Source organism: Mesorhizobium sp. M0522, assembly GCF_040321085.1.
Taxonomy (GTDB): domain Bacteria; phylum Pseudomonadota; class Alphaproteobacteria; order Rhizobiales; family Rhizobiaceae; genus Mesorhizobium.
Window position 1 is genome coordinate 1 of record NZ_JAMYQW010000069.1, and the last position, 17,979, is coordinate 17,979.

Genomic DNA, 17,979 nt, shown 5'->3' on the forward strand with positions numbered 1-17,979 from the left:
ACTACGCTCGAAAGGACGACCTTAAGAGCGCAGCTTCGCTACCGGGCCATGCTCCCGCAAGGCGGCCCTCGCCGGAGGCGTACGGACGGCACCGGCCAGATGCTGTTGAAACCGGTGCGTCATCGGTTTGCCGGACAATTGTGCGGTTGCCGATGGAGCGGGTGAAAATTCCCCTTCGGACAGTTCTGTGCATGACCGCCATTCCCGAAAACAAAGCCTTGCCGGGCGGCGCGGCAAGCCCGGCGGGTGGCGCTGATCGTCGCCGTCGCCTTCTTCATGCAGCTTCTGGATTCGACCATCATCTCGACCTCGCTGCCGCAGATGGGAGAATCCTTCGGCGTGCCGGCGGTGGCGATGAGCATCGGCATCACCGTCTATATGCTGACCATGGCGGTGTTCGTGCCGCTGTCCGGCTGGCTTGCCGACCGTTTTGGCGCGCGCAACATCTTCCTCGTGGCGATCGCCCTGTTCACGCTGGCCTCGCTCGTTTGCGGCATCTCACAGAACCTGGCCGAGTTCGTCGTCGCACGCGCGGTTCAGGGCCTGGGCAGCGCGCTGATGACGCCGGTCGGCCGCATCCTGGTGCTGCGCAACGCGCCGAAATCCGAGCTTCTCAACGCCACGGCGCTGATCACCTGGCCGGCGCTGTTTGCGCCGGTGGTCGGGCCGGTGCTTGGCGGCTTCATCACCACTTATCTCTCCTGGCACTGGAATTTCTTCATCAACATTCCGCTTGGGGTTGCCGGTTTGGCGCTGGTTGCCCGCTTCATTCCTGGGGACCGCGAAGCTGGGGCCAAGCCGCTCGACTGGCCGGGCTTCCTGCTGACCTCGGTGGGGCTCGCCGCGATGCTCTATGGCCTCGAGCGCATCGCGCATCCGCAGGAGGGTGTGTTGCCGACCGTGGCACTGCTCGGCACGGGCATTTTGGTCGGCTGGCTGGCGGTGCGGCATCTGCGACGCGCCAACCATCCGCTGCTCGATCTCACAGCTTTCAAGGTGCAGACCTTCGCCATCTCGACGCTGTCGGCCGGCACGATCTTCCGGATCGCCATCAACGCCACGCCATTCCTGCTGCCGCTTTTGTTCCAGGTCGGCTTCGGCCTGAGCCCGGTCGATGCGGGCATGATGATCCTGACCTATTTCCTCGGCAATCTCGGCATGAAGGCGGTGACGACGCCGACGCTGAGGCGCTTCGGCTTCCGTTCGGTGCTGATCGTCAACGGGGTGATCGCTTCCTTGTCGATCATGGCCTGCGCGGCGCTTTCGCCGCAGACGCCGCAAGCGTTGGTGGTGGTGCTGATGCTGATCGCCGGCCTTTCGCGCTCGATGCAGTTCACCGCGCTCAACACGCTGGCCTTCGCCGATGTGGCCTCACAGCAGCGCAGCTCGGCGGCGACATTGTCCAGCATGCTGCAGCAGGTGGCGATGCTGTTCGGCGTGGCGGTGGCGGCGGCGCTGCTCAACCTGTCACAGATCGCCAGGGGCGCGGCAGCGCTCGATCTCGTCGACTTCCGCCTTGCCTTCCTGGTGATCGGCGCAATCGGTCTCGTCGCCTCGTTCCGCTTTCTCGCATTGTCGAACGCTGCCGGCGCCGAGGTCTCGGGCCATGTTTCGCGGATTTGACGCGGGAATCCAGCGGCGATCGCGGACATAAATTCTGCCTGCTTCGCTCGTTGTGGAACAAACTTTTGCGAGCGCTCCGATCGGCACGGTTAATTGCAAAAGTGCTTGAGTTCCTGGCATTGCGCCAGCCTCGCCAATCGGCGCGTCCAACCGCAGAATTTCCTCGCAAGCCGGCCTGCAATGCGCGGATTCATTTGACGAATTGGTCTTGAGCCGATTAGCTTTCGTTCCGATGGCCGCAGAGGGAGCAGGGCGTAGCCATCGCGGGTGAAAGCGGGCAATGAACGCGACCGGCTGGCTAAACTGGAGAAGCCTGAACCAGGAGGGCATTGTCTTTGCCATCGCGGTTGTGCTGTTCATTGCCGCCGCCATCGGACTGCCCGGGTTTATCAACTCGAACAATCTCGTTGCCATCGTACGCTCGGTCTCGGTGCTGGGCATATTGGCGCTTGGCATGGCGGTCGTCATTATCGGCAGGGGCATCGACCTGTCGGCGGTGGCGATCATGGCGATGTCGGTCGCGTGGTATCTGCAACTGCTGAATTCGGGAACATCCGACGGGCTGGCCTTCGCCTATGTGCTCGCTGGCGTTCTCGCCATCGGGCTGTTGAACGGAATCCTGGTCGCCTACGCCGAGGTTCCGGCGATCTTCGTGACGCTGGCGACCGCATCCTTCGTCTTCGGCTATGTGCGTTCACAACTGATCACGCAGGACGCCGTGCCGGTGCCGCCCGGCCATTGGGTCGAGCTTCTGGGCGGGCTGCGTTTCCTCGACATCCCGGTCGAGGTGTTTGTCTTCGCCGGGCTGGCTTTCGCCTTCTTCCTGTTCCTGCGCTACACCAAATGGGGCCGCTACGTCTATTTCGCCGGTGACAACCCGGTCGCCGCGCGCAACATCGGCATTCCAGTGCGCCCGATGCTGGTGCTGCGCTACGTGCTGTCGGCCCTGGTCTCGCTGGTGGCCGGCCTGCTCACCGCCGCCAGCCTGCATTCGATCAACACCCGCATCGTCAATTCCACGCTGCTCTACGACATCGTGCTGGTGGCGGTGATCGGCGGCATCGGTCTGTCTGGCGGGCGGGGCGGGGTGCGCAACGTGCTGGTGGGTGCCGCGCTGATTGGCATCCTGCTCAACGCCATGACCATCATCGATATTCCGCTGCTCTATCAGAACCTGATCAAGGCCGCGATCCTTCTGGCGGCAATCATCGTCGACGGGTTCATCAATCCGCGCGACGAGCAGACCGCGCAGCAAGGCGACATTTAGACTGACGCGAACGGTTGGGGCCGGCCGCGAACGACATACCAAACCAGAGGATGTGACATGAAAATCATCAGGACATTTATGGCTGCCGCGGCAGCGCTTGCCGTCTCCGCCTTCGTGGCGCCGGGCTTCGCTGCAGAAGATCCGGGTCCGGCCGCCTATTCGCAAGCGCTCAAGGGCAAGCGCGTGATGCTGGTCCCGATGGCGATGGGCTTCGACCTGGCACAGGGCTGGGCGCATTACCTGAAGACGGAGATCGAGGCCTGGGGTGGCGTGTTCGAGACGCGTGACCCGAACTGGGTGGTCGATGCCGGCGCGCAGGCGATAACCGACGCGATCTCGTCGGACGCCAGGCCGGACGTGCTGATCATCCACTCGCCCGACCTCAACTCCTATGCCAAGCTGATGAAGAAGGCGCAGGCGGCCGGCACCTATGTGCTTTTGGTCGACAATCCGGCGAACTTCCCGGCCGATGCCTTTGTCGGCAGCGACTGGGATCGCCTCGGCCAGCTGGAAGCCGAAGCGGCGATCAAGGGTTGTGGGCCGAACTCGTCCAAGAAGATCGGGCTGGTGCAGGGCGACCAGGCCAACTCGTCGAGCCTCTACCAGTATGCCGGCATCATGAAGGTGCTGGACAAGAACCCCGACTTCAAGGTCGTGGCCAAGCCGGACTCCAACTGGGATGCGACGACCTCGCGCAACGTGACGACGACGATGCTGCAGCAGAACCCCGACATCTGCGCCATCATCGATTTCTGGGACGGCGACGCGACCGGCGCATCGGCTGCGATCCCCGATGCCAAGCTCGAAGGCAAAGTCTTTCTGGTCACCACCGGCGGTGGCGAAAAGACCGCCGACTGCGACAAGCTGCAGGACGGCACCTATGGCGCGGTGGTGATGACCGACCTTGCCCGCCAGTCGGGCGACATGAACGCCGTCATCAAGTTCCTGTTGCAGAGTGGCCAGCCGGCCGGCACCTCGCACACCTACATCTATACGCTGGAGAAGGCGACAACCAAGCCCGACCTCAAGCCAGACAGCTGCTGGGACTTGAAGGCACTGCAAGCCCAAGCTGCGGCCAAGTAAACCGCGGGTCCGTTGCAAGCATCGACGAGGTGGCCGGACCGGGTTCGGCCGCCTCTTTCTCTCTTGAGTGGCAGCAGCAACCGATGTCCTTTCGCGAACGCCTTCAATCCTGGCGCTACAATCTCGTGCCCGACCACCTCGTCGGCGAGATCCTGAGCAAGCGCTGGACCGACAACGCCATTCCTTTCCTGGCGCTGGTGGCGACGCTCGGTGTGTTCGGTTCGATCATCCCCGGCTTCTTCAAGCCGATGTCGCTGCAGGAATCGACCCGCCAGCTCGGCGAGTTCTCGCTGGTGGTCACCGGCATGACGGTGGTCATGCTGGGCGGCGGCATCGACCTTTCGGTCGGCTCGATCTTCGCGCTGTCGTGCTTTTCCGCCGTGTTCGTCTTCTTCATCCTCGAACAGTCGGTGTGGCTGGCGCTGGCCGCCTCGATCGCCACCGGGCTGCTGTTCGGCGCGATCAACGGCTATCTGATCGGCTATTTCCGCCTGCGCGCTTTCCTGACGACGCTGGTCACCTTCATTTTCGGGCGGGCGCTGTTCGACATATTGGTCACCACCCATGCCGCCGACGTGCAGCTTTCCGATGCCACATCGGATGTGCTGGACTTCATCGGCGACGATACCTTTTGGGGCCTGTCGGTTGCGGTGTGGGCGGCGATTATCCTGGCCATCATTACCCACGTCGCGCTGACGCGCTCGCGGCCCGGCTGGCATGTGCAGGCGGTAGGCGGGTCGCGGCGCTCGGCCCACAATGCCGGCATCCGCGTGCGCCGCACCGTGTTCATGACTTATGTGTTCTCCGGCTTCTGCGCCTCGCTCGGCGGCTTTCTCATCGCCTGCCGGCTGAGCGGGGCAGGGCCGGGAACCGGCCTCAACCTTGAGGTCATGGCGTTGACGGCGGCGGTCGTCGGCGGCGTCAGCCTGGGCGGCGGCCGCGGTTCGGTGATCAAGGGGCTGATGGGCGCGATCATCGTGCTGACCATGACCAACGGGCTGATCCGGCTGGGCTATGGCACCGGCACCAACCAGATGGTGCTGGGCATCATGCTGGCCGTCGCCGTCACCATCGACATTCGCTGGCTGAAGAACCGCCACAAGGTGCTGGACGAGGTCTATGTCGCACCGGTCTATCTGAAGATGGGGGCAACGCAGTCGGCTGCACCGGGCTCGGGCACGCCTTACGAACTCGACAACCGATTGTCGGAGGCCGACCATATCGGGCTCGGCGAGCTGGAAGGGCCGGAAGACGTCATCCTCGACCGCGACGACCATCTCTATTGCGGCACCAGGCATGGCGAGATCGTCCGCTTCTTCGCGCCGGACTACAAACGCTCGGAGGTCTTTGCCCATATTGGCGGCTTTCCGCTCGGCCTGGCCTTCGACAAGACAGGCGATCTGATCAGCTGCGTTGGCGCGATGGGCCTCTATTCGGTCTCGCCGCAGCGCGAGGTGAAGCGGCTTTCGGCGGAAACGTCGCGCTCCTGGACCTCGATCGTCGACGATGCGCGGCTGCGCGACCCCAATGATTGCGACATCGCGCCGGACGGCCGCATCTACTTCACCGATTCCACCAAGCGCTATGACGCGCACGACTGGGCGCTGGACTCGATCGAGAACCGCGCCACCGGGCGGCTGCTCGTCTATGATCCGAAGGACGGTTCGACCAAGACATTGCTCGACGGCTACCGTTACACCAACGGCGTCTGCATGGCGCATGACGGCAAGTCGCTGTTTTTTGCCGAAAGCTGGGCCTGCCGCGTGCATCGCTATTGGCTGGTGGGGCCGAAAGCAGGCACCGCCGAATGCGTGATCCGCGACATGCCGGGCTACCCCGACAACATCAACCGTGCCTCAGACGGCAATTACTGGATGGCCTGGCTTGGCATGCGCACGCCAAGCTTCGACCTGTCGCTGCGGCACCCCGACATGCGCAAGCGCATGACGCGCCGGTTGCCGCAGGACGAATGGCTTTTTCCCAACATCAACACCGGCGGTGTGGTGAAATTTGACGAGAAAGGCGGCATCGTGGAAGCGATGGGCGACCTGTCGGGCACCGCGCATCCGATGGTCACCTCGATGCGCGAGCACAAGGGTTTTCTGTTCGTGGGCGGCATCCTCAACAACCGGATCGGCCGCTACCGGATTGCCGGCGCCGACCCGAACTGGACCAGCCCCGCTTCCTATTGGGGTGCCAAGCCATGATGCTGGACCCGATCCTCGACATCTTTCGCGGCAAGGCGGTGACAATCCCGCCGCTAGACGGTGCCTTCAGGCCGAATACGTTGCTGGACGATGCTGCGGCCTTTGCTGAACTGCCCGAGCCTGACAATCTGCTGATCGCTGACGGTCAGCTGCTGGCGTCCAGCGGCAATGCCGTCTACGCGCTCGCCGCCGGTGGCGCGCCTGTTCTGGTCGAGACATTTCCGGCCGCGGTCGCCGCGCTCGCGCGCTCGCCCGCCGGCGAACTGACGGTCGGGCTCGAAAGCGGCAGGCTGCTGATTGCAGGCAAGGAGGCCGCCCTGCCGGCCGAGATCCGCTGCATCACAGCACTCGCCTATGCGGAAGATGGCACGCTTTGGCTGGCCAATGGCTCGGCCGACCACGGGCCGTCGCAATGGGCCGCCGATCTGATGAAGAAGGGTGCGTCGGGTTCGCTGTGGAAGCGCGATCCGGCAGGCAGCGAATTCCGCAAGCTCGCCGGTGACATCGCCTTTCCCTATGGGCTGCATCCAACCGGCAAGGACGTGTTGGTCGGCGAGAGCTGGCGGCACCAACTCGTCCGCTTCGACGGCGCGACAGGCAGCCGCTCGACGGTGCTGGCGCACCTGCCCGGCTATCCCGCGCGGCTATCGCCCGCCGCCGATGGCGGTGCCTGGCTGGCGCTGTTTGCGCCCCGCAACCGTCTGATCGAATTCGTGCTGCAGGAAACGCACTATCGGAACGACATGCTGGCGCAAGTGTCGCCGCAACACTGGATCGCGCCGGCACTCGCCTCCAACCGCAGCTTCCTCGAGCCGCTGCAATGCGGCGGCATCCGCACCATGGGCATCCACAAGCCGTGGTCGCCGAGCCGCTCCTACGGGCTGGTGGTCAGGCTCGATCGGGAGATGCGGCCGCAATTCAGCCTGCACAGCCGCGCCAACGGCACGCGTCATGGCATCTGCAGCGTGGCGGAGACAGACGGTCGCCTGTTCATTGCCTCGAAAGGCGGCGATTGCCTGCTGGCCATCGACCTGGCTTCAGGAGGGCATCGCTGATGGAACCGATCGTCCGCCTGGAGAACGTGACCAAGACCTATCGCGGTGTGCCCGCGGTGAAGAATGTCAGCTTCGAGCTGCGCAAGGGCGAGATCCACGCGCTGCTCGGCGAGAACGGTGCCGGAAAATCGACGCTGACCAAGATCATCGCCGGCGTCGTCGACGCGACATCGGGAAAGATGTTCCACAAGGGTCAGGAGATCGCCTACGCCTCGCCGCATGCGGCACTTGAAGCCGGCATCGCCATGGTGTTCCAGGAAACCAGCCTGGTGCCGTCGATGACGGTGGCGCAGAACCTCTACCTCGGCACGGAGCGCTTTCTCAACCGGCTGCGCGGCACCTATATCTCGGCGCAGCAGTTCCTGCAGTCGCTGAATTTTCCCGTCGACCCCAATGCCATGGTGGCGACGCTGGGCGCGGCCAAGCGGCAGATGGTCGAAATTGCACGCGCCGTCCACCACAATGCCGAGATCATCATCTTCGACGAGCCGACGGCGACGCTGACGCCGGAGGAAAAGCGGCACTTCTTCGCGCTGATCCGCCGGCTCAAGGCAAGGGGTGTGTCGATCGTCTTCATCAGCCATGCGCTCGAAGAAGCGCTTGATATCGCCGACCGCATCACCATCCTGCGCGACGGCGAGCTGGTGATCACCGACGATACCGCAGCCTTCGATCGCGACAGGATCGTCGCGGCGATGGTCGGACGGACGCTGTCGGGACAGCTCTACAGCCAGCGCGACGAGGCCAGGCTGCGCAGGGCCGGCAGGAAGGTGCTGTCGGTACAGGACATCTCGATGAGCAATGTCGTGCGCAACAATTCCTTCTCGATCTTCGAGGGCCAGATCACCGGCGTGTTCGGGCTGATCGGCTCGGGCCGCACCGAGACGTTCAAGATCGTCTCCGGCATCTACAAGCGCGACTTCCTGCGCGGCGGCAGCATCGAACTGCACGACCGGCCGGTGCGCTATCTCGTGCCGAGCGAGGCGGTGGCGGACGGCATCGTCTATGTCACCGAAGACCGCAAGAGCGAGGGGATTTTCGAGACGATGGACGTCGCCGAGAACCTGTTCGGCGGCTTTTTGGCGGCAGGGCGGGAAAAGGGCTGGGTGATCAATGCGCAGGAGATGCGGGCGCTGTCGGCCGAATGGACCAAGACGCTGAACGTCAAGGCGATCAACGACAATGCGCGCGTGGTCGAGCTTTCCGGCGGCAACCAGCAGAAGGTGGTGATCGGCAAGGGGCTGGTGCAAAAGCCGAGCATCGTCATCTTCGACGAGCCGACGCGCGGCGTCGATGTCGGTGCGATCGCCGAGATCCACCAGATCATCAACCGGCTGGCCGATGAAGGCCTCGCAGTCGTCGTCATCTCGTCCTACCTGCCGGAGATTATGAACCTGTCCGACCGCATCCTGGTCTGCCGGCAGGGCCGCATCGTCGAGGAGTTCTCGCCTGCGGAGGCCACGGAGGAGAAGATCATGTACGCAGCGGTGCATTAGGGCGATGCGAACTTCGACAATTGGCCGAGTCGCCAGTCCATTCGTCATCCCAGGGTCTTTTCGACGGAGCTTCGCTCCTGCTTCGCCCAGGGATGACGAAGGTGAGGGGCCTCGGCCAGCCTTACGGTCTTGCCTCAGCGCGTCAATTGCTGATTCATCCAAGGCGGTTAGCCGCCTTTTCTCCCGACCTGATTCAACGACCTCGCATAACGATTCAAAGCGAAAGGACCAAGCCATGGCCACGACGAAACTTCTGACCGATGCCGAGGTCCAGGCGATTCCCGCCGTGAAGGCGGTATTCGACGACATCCGTGCGACGCGCAAATCCGATTTCGTCAACAATTTCTGGCGCGGGCTGGCCAATGATCCGGTCTCGCTGAGGCGGGTGTGGGAGCAGCTCAAGGCGGTGATGGTCGCTGACAGCGCCATCGATCCGCTTACCAAGGAGATGATCTACATCGCCGTCTCGACCGCCAATGGCTGCTCCTATTGCGTCCACTCGCACACCGCCGCAGCGCGGGCCAAAGGCATGACCGACGCGCAGCATGGCGAGTTGGTGTCGATCATCGGGCTGGCCGGGCAAACCAACCAGATGGTGACAGCGCTGCAGATCCCGGTCGATCCGGAGTTCGAGGTGCGGTGAGGTGAGGCGCGGCGCCTTCCCTTCTCCGCTTGTGGGAGAAGGTGGCCGAGCGAAGCTCGGTCGGATGAGGGGTGCTGGACGGATCGCTGCCTTGGAGACGTAAGTGCTTCAAATCGCTGGGATTTTCTCCGCCGAGTTCCTTCCGGCACCCCTCATCCGTCTCGGCGCTACGCGCCGATCCACCTTCTCCCACAAGGGGAGAAGGGATGCGCGCTACACCGGCCGATAAACCTTCGCCGCAGTGTTCCAGAAAATATCAGCCTCTGCCGCCGTGCCGTGCTTGCCCACCGCCTCGCGGTGCGCCTTGATCAGCTCGGCATGGCTGGTCCACAGTTTCTCGATCGGGAAGTTCGAGCCGAACATCAGGTGGTCGCTGCCGAGAATGTCGATGGCGTTGTCGACGATATAGCCGATCAGCGCCGGGTCGTTGCGGTGGACGAAGGTGCCGAGGCCGGACAGCTTTGCATAGAGGTTGGGCGCCGCTGACAGCGTGCGCAGGCCGGACTTCCAGGCCTCGGTGGTCTCCGGCTCCATGTCGGTCAGCATGCCGGCGTGGGTGAGAATGAAATTGGTCTCCGGATTGTCGCCGACCAGCGTCAACCCGTCTCTCATCTGGGCGGGGAAAAGCTGCAGGTCGAAGGACAGGCCGTAATCCTTGAGCCGCGCGACATTGGCCCGCACCTTCGGGTCGATGACCTGATCGGCCGAGGCGGCGAAGCGGAAGGCCGGCGTTCCGTGCCAGTGCAGCTGCATGCGCACGCCGCGCAGCAGCGGATATTTTTTCAGCCGGTCGATCTGGTGACGCACGTCGTCCACCGTCATGTCGGCATAGCCGACGATGGCGTGCGGCCAGCCGGTTTCTTCCGCGGTCTTCTGCAGGAACGCCACCTCGTTCTCGAAATCCTCCTTCGCCCAGTTGGTCTGGACATAGACCGCCTTCTCGACGCCCGAACCTTGCTGGTCGGCGAGGAATTCCTCGATCGGATAATCGCGGCGGATCGGCTCGTAGGGGCCAAAGATGCGCGGCACCATCGGCCCGCGCAGCCAGGGTTGGTCCTCTCGGCGCCAGATGTGGAAATGCGCGTCGATCGCCTTCTGCATCATGAAACCCTCGTCCAGATTGCCGCGGCCGCCGGAGCTGGGCGGGCGAGCGACAGGATGAAATCGGCGAGACCGGCGATCGACGAGCCGTCGACCAGATCGTCGAGCACCGGCAGGATGGCGCTAAGTGCTGCCGTGGCCGGCCGGAAGCGCGGATCGCCGGCCAGTGGCGTCGCCAGCGAAAGCCGAAAGGCGCGGGCGCTCAGCCGGCGCATCGCGGTCTCCAGCTCGGCATGATCGCCGCGCTCCAGCGCATCGGACAGGATGACGATTGCCGCCCCGCGTGCAAAGGCGGAGAAGCGCGGCACCGATAGAAACGCGAGCAGCGTCGGTCCCATACGGGTGCCGCCGTCCCAGTCGTCGACCTGGGCAGCGGCGTGGGCCAGCGCCTGATTGCGGTCGCGAATGCGCAGCGCCGAGGTGATACGGGTCAGCCGTGTGCCGAAAGTGAAGACCTCCGCCCGGTCGGCGCCTTGCACCGCCGCGTGTGCCAGCTTGAGATAGTCCGATGTGTAGAGCTTCATCGAGCCCGACACGTCGATCAGCATGAGAAGCTTGCGCGGCACTGTCTGCCGCCGGCGCAGCAGCGGCGAGGGGATATCGCCGTCGGCACTGACGATTTCGCGCAGCGAGCGGCGCAGGTCGAGCTTGCCGCGGGCATTCGTGCGCACGGTGCGGAAGGAGCGGCGGGCGGGCAACGCGGTGGCGAGCTTGCGGCGGAACGCGGCAAGCCCGTCGCTATCGCGATGGAACTCGCGGACGCTCAACTGTTCGCTGGCCGAAGACAGTTCGCCGCCTTCCTCCTGGCGGACCACCTCGATTTCTTCTTCGCCCGTTGCACCATCGTCCTTGATGCGGGTTTCCTCGTCGGCCTCGCCTTCGACCAGCGCCGCGGCGTCCCCATAGAAATGGCTCCGGAAATGCGCCTCGAATTCGTCGCGGCGGTCGGGCGGCGGCGCCAGCGTGGCAAGGGCCGCCTCGTGGATGTCGGCCATCGAACGGGGACCGAGCAACGTCACCGCCTGCATGAAGCCGGAGACCTGCTCGGGCGCCACCGGGAAGCCGTAGCGGCGCAGCAGCCGGCCGAAGCCGAGGAAGGGTGCTGCTCTTTGAGGCAGGCCTGCCGCGCTCACGCCAGCGCCTCCTCGACAATCTTGCCGAGCTCCGGCGCGATGCAGGATAGATCCTCCTCGTCCTTGATCAGCACGCCAATGGCCCGGCGAAACGCTTCCGGCCACGGGCTGCCGCCCTTTTCGAGGATGGTCGCGGCATTGGCCCATTCGACCGCCTCGGCGATGCCTGGTGGCTTGGCCAACGGACGGGCGCGAATGTCGCGCACGGCCGAGGCAACGGCGCGGGCCGTGGCCTCGGCGACATCGCCGGCGCGCAGCATGATGATCTCGGCCTCGCGCCCGGCGTCGGGATAGGTGATCCAGTGGTAGACGCAGCGCCGCCGCAGCGCTTCGGCCAGTTCACGGGTGCGGTTCGAGGTCAGGATGACGATCGGCTGCGCCGTCGCGCGAATGGTGCCGCGCTCGGGAATGCTGATCTGGAAATCGGACAGGAACTCCAGCAGCAGCGCTTCGAATTCATGGTCGGAACGGTCGATTTCGTCGACCAGCAGCACGCGCTTTTCCGGTGCCTTCAGCACCTGCAGCAGCGGCCGCGCGATGAGAAAGCGGTCGTCGTAGATGTCGATCTCGTGCTCGCCGGCGTGGCGGATGGCGAGCAGCTGGCGCTGGTAGTTCCATTCGTAGAGCGCGTGTGCTGCGTCGATGCCCTCATAGCATTGCAGTCGCACCAGCTCACGCCCGAGCACTTCGGCAATCGCCTTCGCCGCTTCCGTCTTGCCGACGCCCGGTGCGCCTTCGAGCAGCAGCGGCTTGCCCAGCCTTATCGCCAGGAAGATGGCGGTGGCCAGGCTCTCGTCGGCCAGATAGCGCGAGGCGGCGAGGCGCGACGCCACCGCCTCCGGCGATGTCGCGACAGTCTCGGCACTTCTCTTGGGCATTTCCAACACTCAGTTCGATGCTTGCGCCTTCAGCGCCCGCAGGATGCGCTCCGGCGTGATCGGCAGCGTATCGATGCGCACACCGACGGCGTCGAAGACGGCGTTGGCCACCGCCGGGATTTGCGGGTTGGCGCACATTTCGCCCGGCCCCTTGGCGCCATACGGCCCATCCGCCGAGGGCCGTTCCAGCACGATGATCTCGGTTTCGGCAAGATCGCCCGGTCCCGGCATCAGATATTGGTTGAAATCGGTGCCGCCATGGTCGCGGTTGGGATAATAGGGTTCGGTCGTCTCGTAGAGCGCATGGCTGATGCCCATCCATGAGCCGCCGACGAGCTGCTGTTCAACCATTTTCGGGTTCAGCGCACGGCCGATCTCAAATACGTTCTTCACCGTCAGCACGGTGACCTCGCCGGTCTCGTCGTCGACTTCGACCTCGGCCACTGTGCAGGCATGCGCATAGCAGGTCGACGGCTTCATCGCGCCGGTTTCCTTTTCCGGATAGGAGCGCGGGATCAAAAACATGCCGCGGCCGGAAATCGAACGGCCGCGCTTAAAATGCGCCGACAGCGCGACATCGAAGATCGAGATCGATTTCTGCGGCGCGCCCTTGACCAGGATGTTGCCCTGGCCGTCGGTCTCGAGATCCGACGCGTTCACTTCCAGCTCCTCGGCCGCCACTTCCAGCATCACCTGGCGGGCTTCCCTGGCCGCCTGGATGACTGCGTTGCCGGCGCGGTGCGTGCCGCGCGAGGCGAAGGTGCCCATGCAGTGCGGGCCGGTGTCGGTGTCGGCGGTGTCGACGACGACGCGGTCGGTCGGCACGCCGATCGTCTCGGCGCAGATCTGCGCCATGATCTGCTTCATGCCCTGGCCGAGGTCGACGCTCGACAGCGTGACCATGAAATTGCCGGTCGGCGTCGAATGCACCAGCGCCTGCGTCGGGTCGCCGCCGAGATTCATGCCGGTCGGATAATTGATCGCGGCGACGCCGCGTCCGCGCCTGATCGCCATCTCAAACTCCCTTCGCGTAAGACGACATCGCCATGAATTTTTCTGCCACGGGCCAGTTGGCGGCGCGCGAGGCTTCCTGCATGCACTCGATCAGCGCAGCCCCCTCGGTCGGCTGCCGATGTGCTTTCATGTCGCCATCGCGATAGGCGTTGATGAAACGGAATTCGAGCGGGTCCATGCCGATCAGCCGGGCGAGCTTGTCCATCTGTACCTCCAGCGCGAAATCGCCGATGGTGACGCCGAAGCCGCGCATCGCCGAGGACGGGGTGCGGTTGGTGTAGACGCAGTAGGTGTCGATCCAGACGTTCGGGATCGTATAGGGGCCGGGATAATGGCCGGCGCCCTTCTGCGCGCCGTAGGGCGAATGGCGCGAATAGGCGCCGGCATCGGTGTAGCCCGTGACTTTACGCGCGACGATGCGGCCGTCGTTCATGACGCCGTCCTTGATGACGACTTTCTCGGCGGCGCGCGGCGAGGAAATCTGCATCTCTTCCTCGCGGCTGTAGATAAAACAGACCGGTCGTCCTGTTATTTTGGCGCCAAGGATGGCGATCGGCTCGACGATGACGTCGACCTTGCCGCCAAAGCCGCCGCCGACAGTGCCGCCGACGAAATGCAGCTTGTTGCCGGGCACCTGCAGGATGATCGAGGCGTTATCGAGGGTGAAGAACATCGCCTGTGTGTTGGTGTAGCAGGTGAAGCGGTCGTTGCCCTCGGGCGCGACGATGCAGCCGGTCGTTTCGGTCGGCGCATGCTCGATCGGTGAAGACTGGTAGGTCTGTTCGAGCACGTGGTCGGCTCCTGTAAAGCCTGCCTCGACATCGCCGAAGCGCACCTTGCGGCATTCGCCGCTATCGTAGAGATAGTAGTTCCGGCCATGGTACTCATTGACGATCGGCGCGCCGGGCTTCAGCGCTTCCTCCATGTCGAAGACGGCCGGCAGCACTTCGTAGTCGACCTTGACCTTGGCGGCGGCTTCCTGGGCGGCGCGCTCGGTCTCGGCCAGCACCGCCACCACGGCCTCGCCCTTCCAGCGCACCTTGCCGTCGGCCAGCACCGTCTCGTCCTCCGGCCCGATCTGGATCAGGATCAGGATGGTGTAGACATTGTGCGGCACGTCCTTGGCGGTCAGCACCTTGACGACGCCGGGGTGCTTTTCCGCCTCTGACGTATCGATGCTGCGGATGCGGGCGTGATGATGCGGGCTGCGCACCATCTTCAGGTGCAGCATGCCGGGAAAATTGCGGTCGGCGAAATAGGCGGTCTTGCCGGTGACATGGCCGGGCGAATCCGAACGCGGCCGCGGCTGGCCGATCTCGTGCAGATCGTCCTTGCGCTGGTCGGCGAAATAGCTCTTGCGGAGTTCCATCTTTTTGACTCCCCTCAAGCCGCGTTCTGCGAATTGGAGCGCGCAGCGCTCAGCACCGCCTGGATGATCGGTTCGTAGCCGGTGCAGCGGCAGATATTGCCCGACAACGCCTCGACCACGTCCTCGCGGCTGGGGTTCGGCGTTTGGTCGAGCAGCACCTTGGCGGCCATGATCATGCCCGGCGTGCAGAAACCGCATTGCGTGGCGAAAGCATCGAGGAAAGCGCGTTGCAGCGGATGCAGCACGCCGCCTTCCGCCAGTCCCGAGGTGGTGGTGACGGTTGCGCCGTCGCAGGTCTCGGCCAGCGTCAGGCAGGAGAGCCTGAGCTCGCCGTCGATGATGACCGAGCAGGCGCCGCAAGTGCCCTGGTGGCAGCCGCCCTTCGGCGAGGTGTCGCCGATCTTGTCGCGCAGCGCATGAAGCAGCGTCGTGCCGCTGTCGATGAACTCGGCTTTCTCCGCACCATTGAGCGTGAACTGAACCGGGACCTTTGCCATCTTTTTACTCCTTGCGCCGCAGCCAGGCGGACATACGCGCCACGGTCTTTCAGGCGAGCAGCAGCCGGCCGAGATGGACCGGCAGGACTTCGTTGCGATACCAGGCGCTGGCGATCGGATCGGTTGGCGGCGAAGTGCCGTCGCGGGCAACAGCCAGTGCCGGTGCGATGCTCTCGCTCGTGAGTTCCCGGCCAATCAGGGCCTTCTCCGCCGCCCTGGCACGGATCGGCCGGTCGGCCATGCAGCCGAGCGCGATCCGCGCGGACGACACAGTGCCGTCCGGTGCGTGCTCCAGCACGGTCGCGATGCTCAGCACCGAAATGCCCTTTGGCTTGACCCTCGACACTTTCAGGAAGCGAAAGCCGCCTTCCTTCGGAATCGTGAAGCCGACCGCAGTGACGATGGCGTGGTTGCTCTCGCGCTTTGCGAGGAATGTTTCGATCGGCAGCTCGCCGTCATCGGTGCTGACAGTTGCATCCAAAGCCAGCAGCGCAACGGTGAAATCGCCGTAAGGCGTTGGCGCGAAGAGATTGCCGCCGACGCTCGCCATGTTGCGGATCGCCGGGCCGCCGACGGCGCGCGCAGCGTGGGCAAGGGGGGTGAGATCCGAGTGACGGGCGACCGCCGCCATGGTCACCGAAGCGCCGATGCGGACCTCGCCGCCGGAAATGCGGATAATTGACAGCGCCGGTTCGGTCGACCGGATGAAACCGGAGATCGACACGTCGCCTTCATTGGCGGCGCGCACGACCAGTGTGCCGCCACCGAGATAGCGGGCGCCGGCGGCTTTCAGCGCCGCGCCGGCGTCCTTCACCGTCGCGAAAGTCTGCAGTGCAAGCGCCATGGAACGCTCCCTTTTTCGGGCTTAGTCCGTCATTCAACTCTGGCCGGCAAAGTGGTTCTTCAGGGCGTTGAACCCGCCCTGGAAAACATTGGCGCCCATGCCTTCGGCCAGCTTGTCGGCTTCCTCGGGAGCGGCGTCGAAGCTGGCGGTCCATTCGGCATAGGTGCGGTCGCCGTCCGTCACCCGCCGCAACTGCAGCGTCGACTTGTGGTTGGTGAGCGGCTGCGGCGTCTCCAGGATGGCGTAGCTGACGAGGAAGTTCTCGTCGGAGAAATCGAGCAGCTTTTCGCGGAGGCGGGCGCCGCTGGCGAGCTGGAAATTGCGCACGCAGCCGATCGTGCCGGCATCCTTGCCGTCCTCGATATGGCTTTCGACCATGCGCGGGTGCCAGGTCGGCAGACCGTTGAAGTCGCGTACGCGCGCCCAGACCTTTTCGACCGGTGCGTCGATGACACTGGAGATGGTGACTTTCGCCATATGATCGTTCCCTTGCAAATCAGCTGCTTGGGAGGGTAGGACGGCAGGCTCGGCGGCGCTTATCAATGCGTCTTGAACGCCTATCAAATAGTCTGAAAAAACGGGCGCTCAGCTGATCGCCCGCGCCGCCTCGCGGTAAAGCGTCGGCGGGACGCCGACATGGTCGCGGAAGAAGCGCGAGAAATTGCCTTGCGTGGTGAAGCCGAGATTGCAGGCGACCGAGATCAGCGGCTCCTGCGACCACTGTAACTGCCGCACCGCTTCCTCCATGCGCAGCGTGTTCCAATAGACGTTGGGCGTCAGATTGGTCTGTTCCTTGAACAGGGCGAAGAAATGCGGCCGCGACAGGCCGACGCTGCGCGCCACGTCGTCGAAGCAGATACGCTCGCAGACATTGGCTTTCATCAGCTGGATCGCCTTGCGGACGCGGAAGTCCTGCATGGTGTTGACGCGGGTGCGCACCGTCTGCGGTGCGGACGCGTCGGCGGCGTCGAGTACGCTGTCGATGAAGCGCTCGATCTCGTAATTGGCGATGTCGTCGATGCTCTCATTGTCGCTGAGATGGTCGAGAAGGTTGGCCGCTGCCTTGTGCAGCCAAGGCTCGAGCGTGATTGCCGGGGCGGAGAACAGCGGCGCGGCGGAAGGCAACTCGCGGCGCCTTCGAGCCCAGTCCGGATCGATGTAAAAGGCGAGGAACAGGCCAGGCGTGCCGTCGCGGGACAGAGCGTGGCTGTGCGGCTGGAAGGAATTGATGCCGGCGGCGGTGCCCGGTCCAAGCCGCACCGTCTCGCGGCCGATGGTCATCTCGCCGGCCGTGCCTTCCAGCCAGATGATGATATGCGCCTCGACATGGGCATGGGTGACGAAGTCGCTGGCGACGTTCAGGACAGAAACATGTCCGAACCGGCCCCAGTAGAGCCTGATCGCTTCCGTCATGGGTATATCCTCCCGCAGGCGACTGGCCTCCCTTCGCCTGCTGCGAGCGATTGTGCGGCTCAGTTTGGGCTTGCGTCAAGACGGATGTGCACGTCCGGGCGCCGGCCATGCGCCGCAGCGGCGGATTTTCAGACTCGGCGATAGGAGCGCGTCCCCTTCTCCCCCTGTGGGAGAAGGTGGATCGGCGCGCTAGCGCCGAGACGGTTGAGGGGCGTTGGAAGAAATGAGGCGATGCCAAGCTGGAGCACCCCTCATCCGTCGCCTTCGGCGACACCTTCTCCCACAAGGAGGGCTTTGCACGGGAAGCGAAATCCTGGTTGGTGAGTTAATGGGGCTTTTTTTGAAGGCCGGGAAAG

At 64.2% G+C, this 17,979-nt stretch carries 15 protein-coding genes and 1 pseudogene; 7 read left to right on the forward strand and 9 right to left on the reverse strand.

The window, feature by feature from the left end:
- Positions 1–191: 191 nt before the first annotated feature.
- The 7 genes and pseudogenes from NKI58_RS34375 (at position 192) to NKI58_RS34405 (ending at position 9,374) form a co-directional block, all read left to right on the forward strand.
- A pseudogene (locus NKI58_RS34375) lies at positions 192–1,623 on the forward strand (DHA2 family efflux MFS transporter permease subunit).
- 280 nt (positions 1,624–1,903) lie between these two features.
- Entirely contained in the window at positions 1,904–2,890 is a 987-nt protein-coding gene (locus NKI58_RS34380; protein WP_023675789.1) for an ABC transporter permease, read from the forward strand.
- Between the two features lie 57 nt (positions 2,891–2,947).
- Positions 2,948–3,973 (forward strand): sugar ABC transporter substrate-binding protein, encoded by a 1,026-nt coding sequence (locus tag NKI58_RS34385; RefSeq protein ID WP_352854450.1) that lies wholly within the window; start codon positions 2,948–2,950, stop codon positions 3,971–3,973.
- 83 nt (positions 3,974–4,056) lie between these two features.
- Complete coding sequence (locus NKI58_RS34390) at positions 4,057–6,180, forward strand: ABC transporter permease (RefSeq protein ID WP_352789771.1); 2,124 nt, start codon at positions 4,057–4,059, stop codon at positions 6,178–6,180.
- Positions 6,177–7,235, forward strand: a complete 1,059-nt coding sequence (locus NKI58_RS34395; RefSeq protein ID WP_352789774.1) for an SMP-30/gluconolactonase/LRE family protein — start codon at positions 6,177–6,179, stop codon at positions 7,233–7,235. The genes NKI58_RS34390 and NKI58_RS34395 overlap by 4 nt, the downstream gene beginning before the upstream one ends.
- Complete coding sequence (locus tag NKI58_RS34400) at positions 7,235–8,731, forward strand: sugar ABC transporter ATP-binding protein (protein ID WP_352789776.1); 1,497 nt, start codon at positions 7,235–7,237, stop codon at positions 8,729–8,731. The genes NKI58_RS34395 and NKI58_RS34400 overlap by 1 nt, the downstream gene beginning before the upstream one ends.
- Positions 8,732–8,966: 235 nt before the next feature.
- Positions 8,967–9,374 carry a carboxymuconolactone decarboxylase family protein gene (locus NKI58_RS34405; protein WP_352789779.1) on the forward strand — a complete coding sequence of 136 codons (408 nt, stop codon included), beginning with the start codon at positions 8,967–8,969 and terminating at the stop codon, positions 9,372–9,374.
- 213 nt (positions 9,375–9,587) lie between these two features.
- Here the strand turns inward: NKI58_RS34405 and NKI58_RS34410 are convergent, their stop codons facing one another.
- The 9 genes from NKI58_RS34410 to NKI58_RS34450 all read right to left on the reverse strand — a co-directional run bounded on the left by NKI58_RS34410 (position 9,588) and on the right by NKI58_RS34450 (position 17,623).
- Positions 9,588–10,475: an amidohydrolase family protein gene (locus NKI58_RS34410; RefSeq protein WP_023675795.1), complete on the reverse strand. Its 888-nt coding sequence runs from the start codon at positions 10,473–10,475 to the stop codon at positions 9,588–9,590.
- Positions 10,475–11,608 (reverse strand): vWA domain-containing protein, encoded by a 1,134-nt coding sequence (locus NKI58_RS34415; RefSeq protein ID WP_352789781.1) that lies wholly within the window; start codon positions 11,606–11,608, stop codon positions 10,475–10,477. Before NKI58_RS34415 ends, NKI58_RS34410 begins: the two co-directional genes overlap by 1 nt.
- Positions 11,605–12,486, reverse strand: coding sequence for an AAA family ATPase (locus NKI58_RS34420; RefSeq protein ID WP_352789784.1), 882 nt, complete (start codon positions 12,484–12,486; stop codon positions 11,605–11,607). Before NKI58_RS34420 ends, NKI58_RS34415 begins: the two co-directional genes overlap by 4 nt.
- 9 nt (positions 12,487–12,495) lie before the next feature.
- Positions 12,496–13,500 (reverse strand): xanthine dehydrogenase family protein molybdopterin-binding subunit, encoded by a 1,005-nt coding sequence (locus tag NKI58_RS34425; protein ID WP_337145651.1) that lies wholly within the window; start codon positions 13,498–13,500, stop codon positions 12,496–12,498.
- Between the two features lies 1 nt (position 13,501).
- A complete protein-coding gene (locus NKI58_RS34430; RefSeq protein ID WP_352648633.1) occupies positions 13,502–14,869 on the reverse strand; it encodes a xanthine dehydrogenase family protein molybdopterin-binding subunit in 1,368 nt (455 codons plus the stop codon).
- 14 nt (positions 14,870–14,883) lie between these two features.
- Positions 14,884–15,366 (reverse strand): (2Fe-2S)-binding protein, encoded by a 483-nt coding sequence (locus NKI58_RS34435; protein WP_352826126.1) that lies wholly within the window; start codon positions 15,364–15,366, stop codon positions 14,884–14,886.
- Positions 15,367–15,415: 49 nt separating this feature from the next.
- Complete coding sequence (locus NKI58_RS34440; RefSeq protein WP_352828378.1) at positions 15,416–16,210, reverse strand: FAD binding domain-containing protein; 795 nt, start codon at positions 16,208–16,210, stop codon at positions 15,416–15,418.
- A gap of 33 nt (positions 16,211–16,243) precedes the next feature.
- Positions 16,244–16,687, reverse strand: coding sequence for an SRPBCC family protein (locus NKI58_RS34445; protein ID WP_352789793.1), 444 nt, complete (start codon positions 16,685–16,687; stop codon positions 16,244–16,246).
- A 108-nt stretch (positions 16,688–16,795) separates the two neighbouring features.
- Positions 16,796–17,623, reverse strand: coding sequence for a helix-turn-helix domain-containing protein (locus NKI58_RS34450; RefSeq protein WP_352789795.1), 828 nt, complete (start codon positions 17,621–17,623; stop codon positions 16,796–16,798).
- Positions 17,624–17,979: the final 356 nt, after the last annotated feature.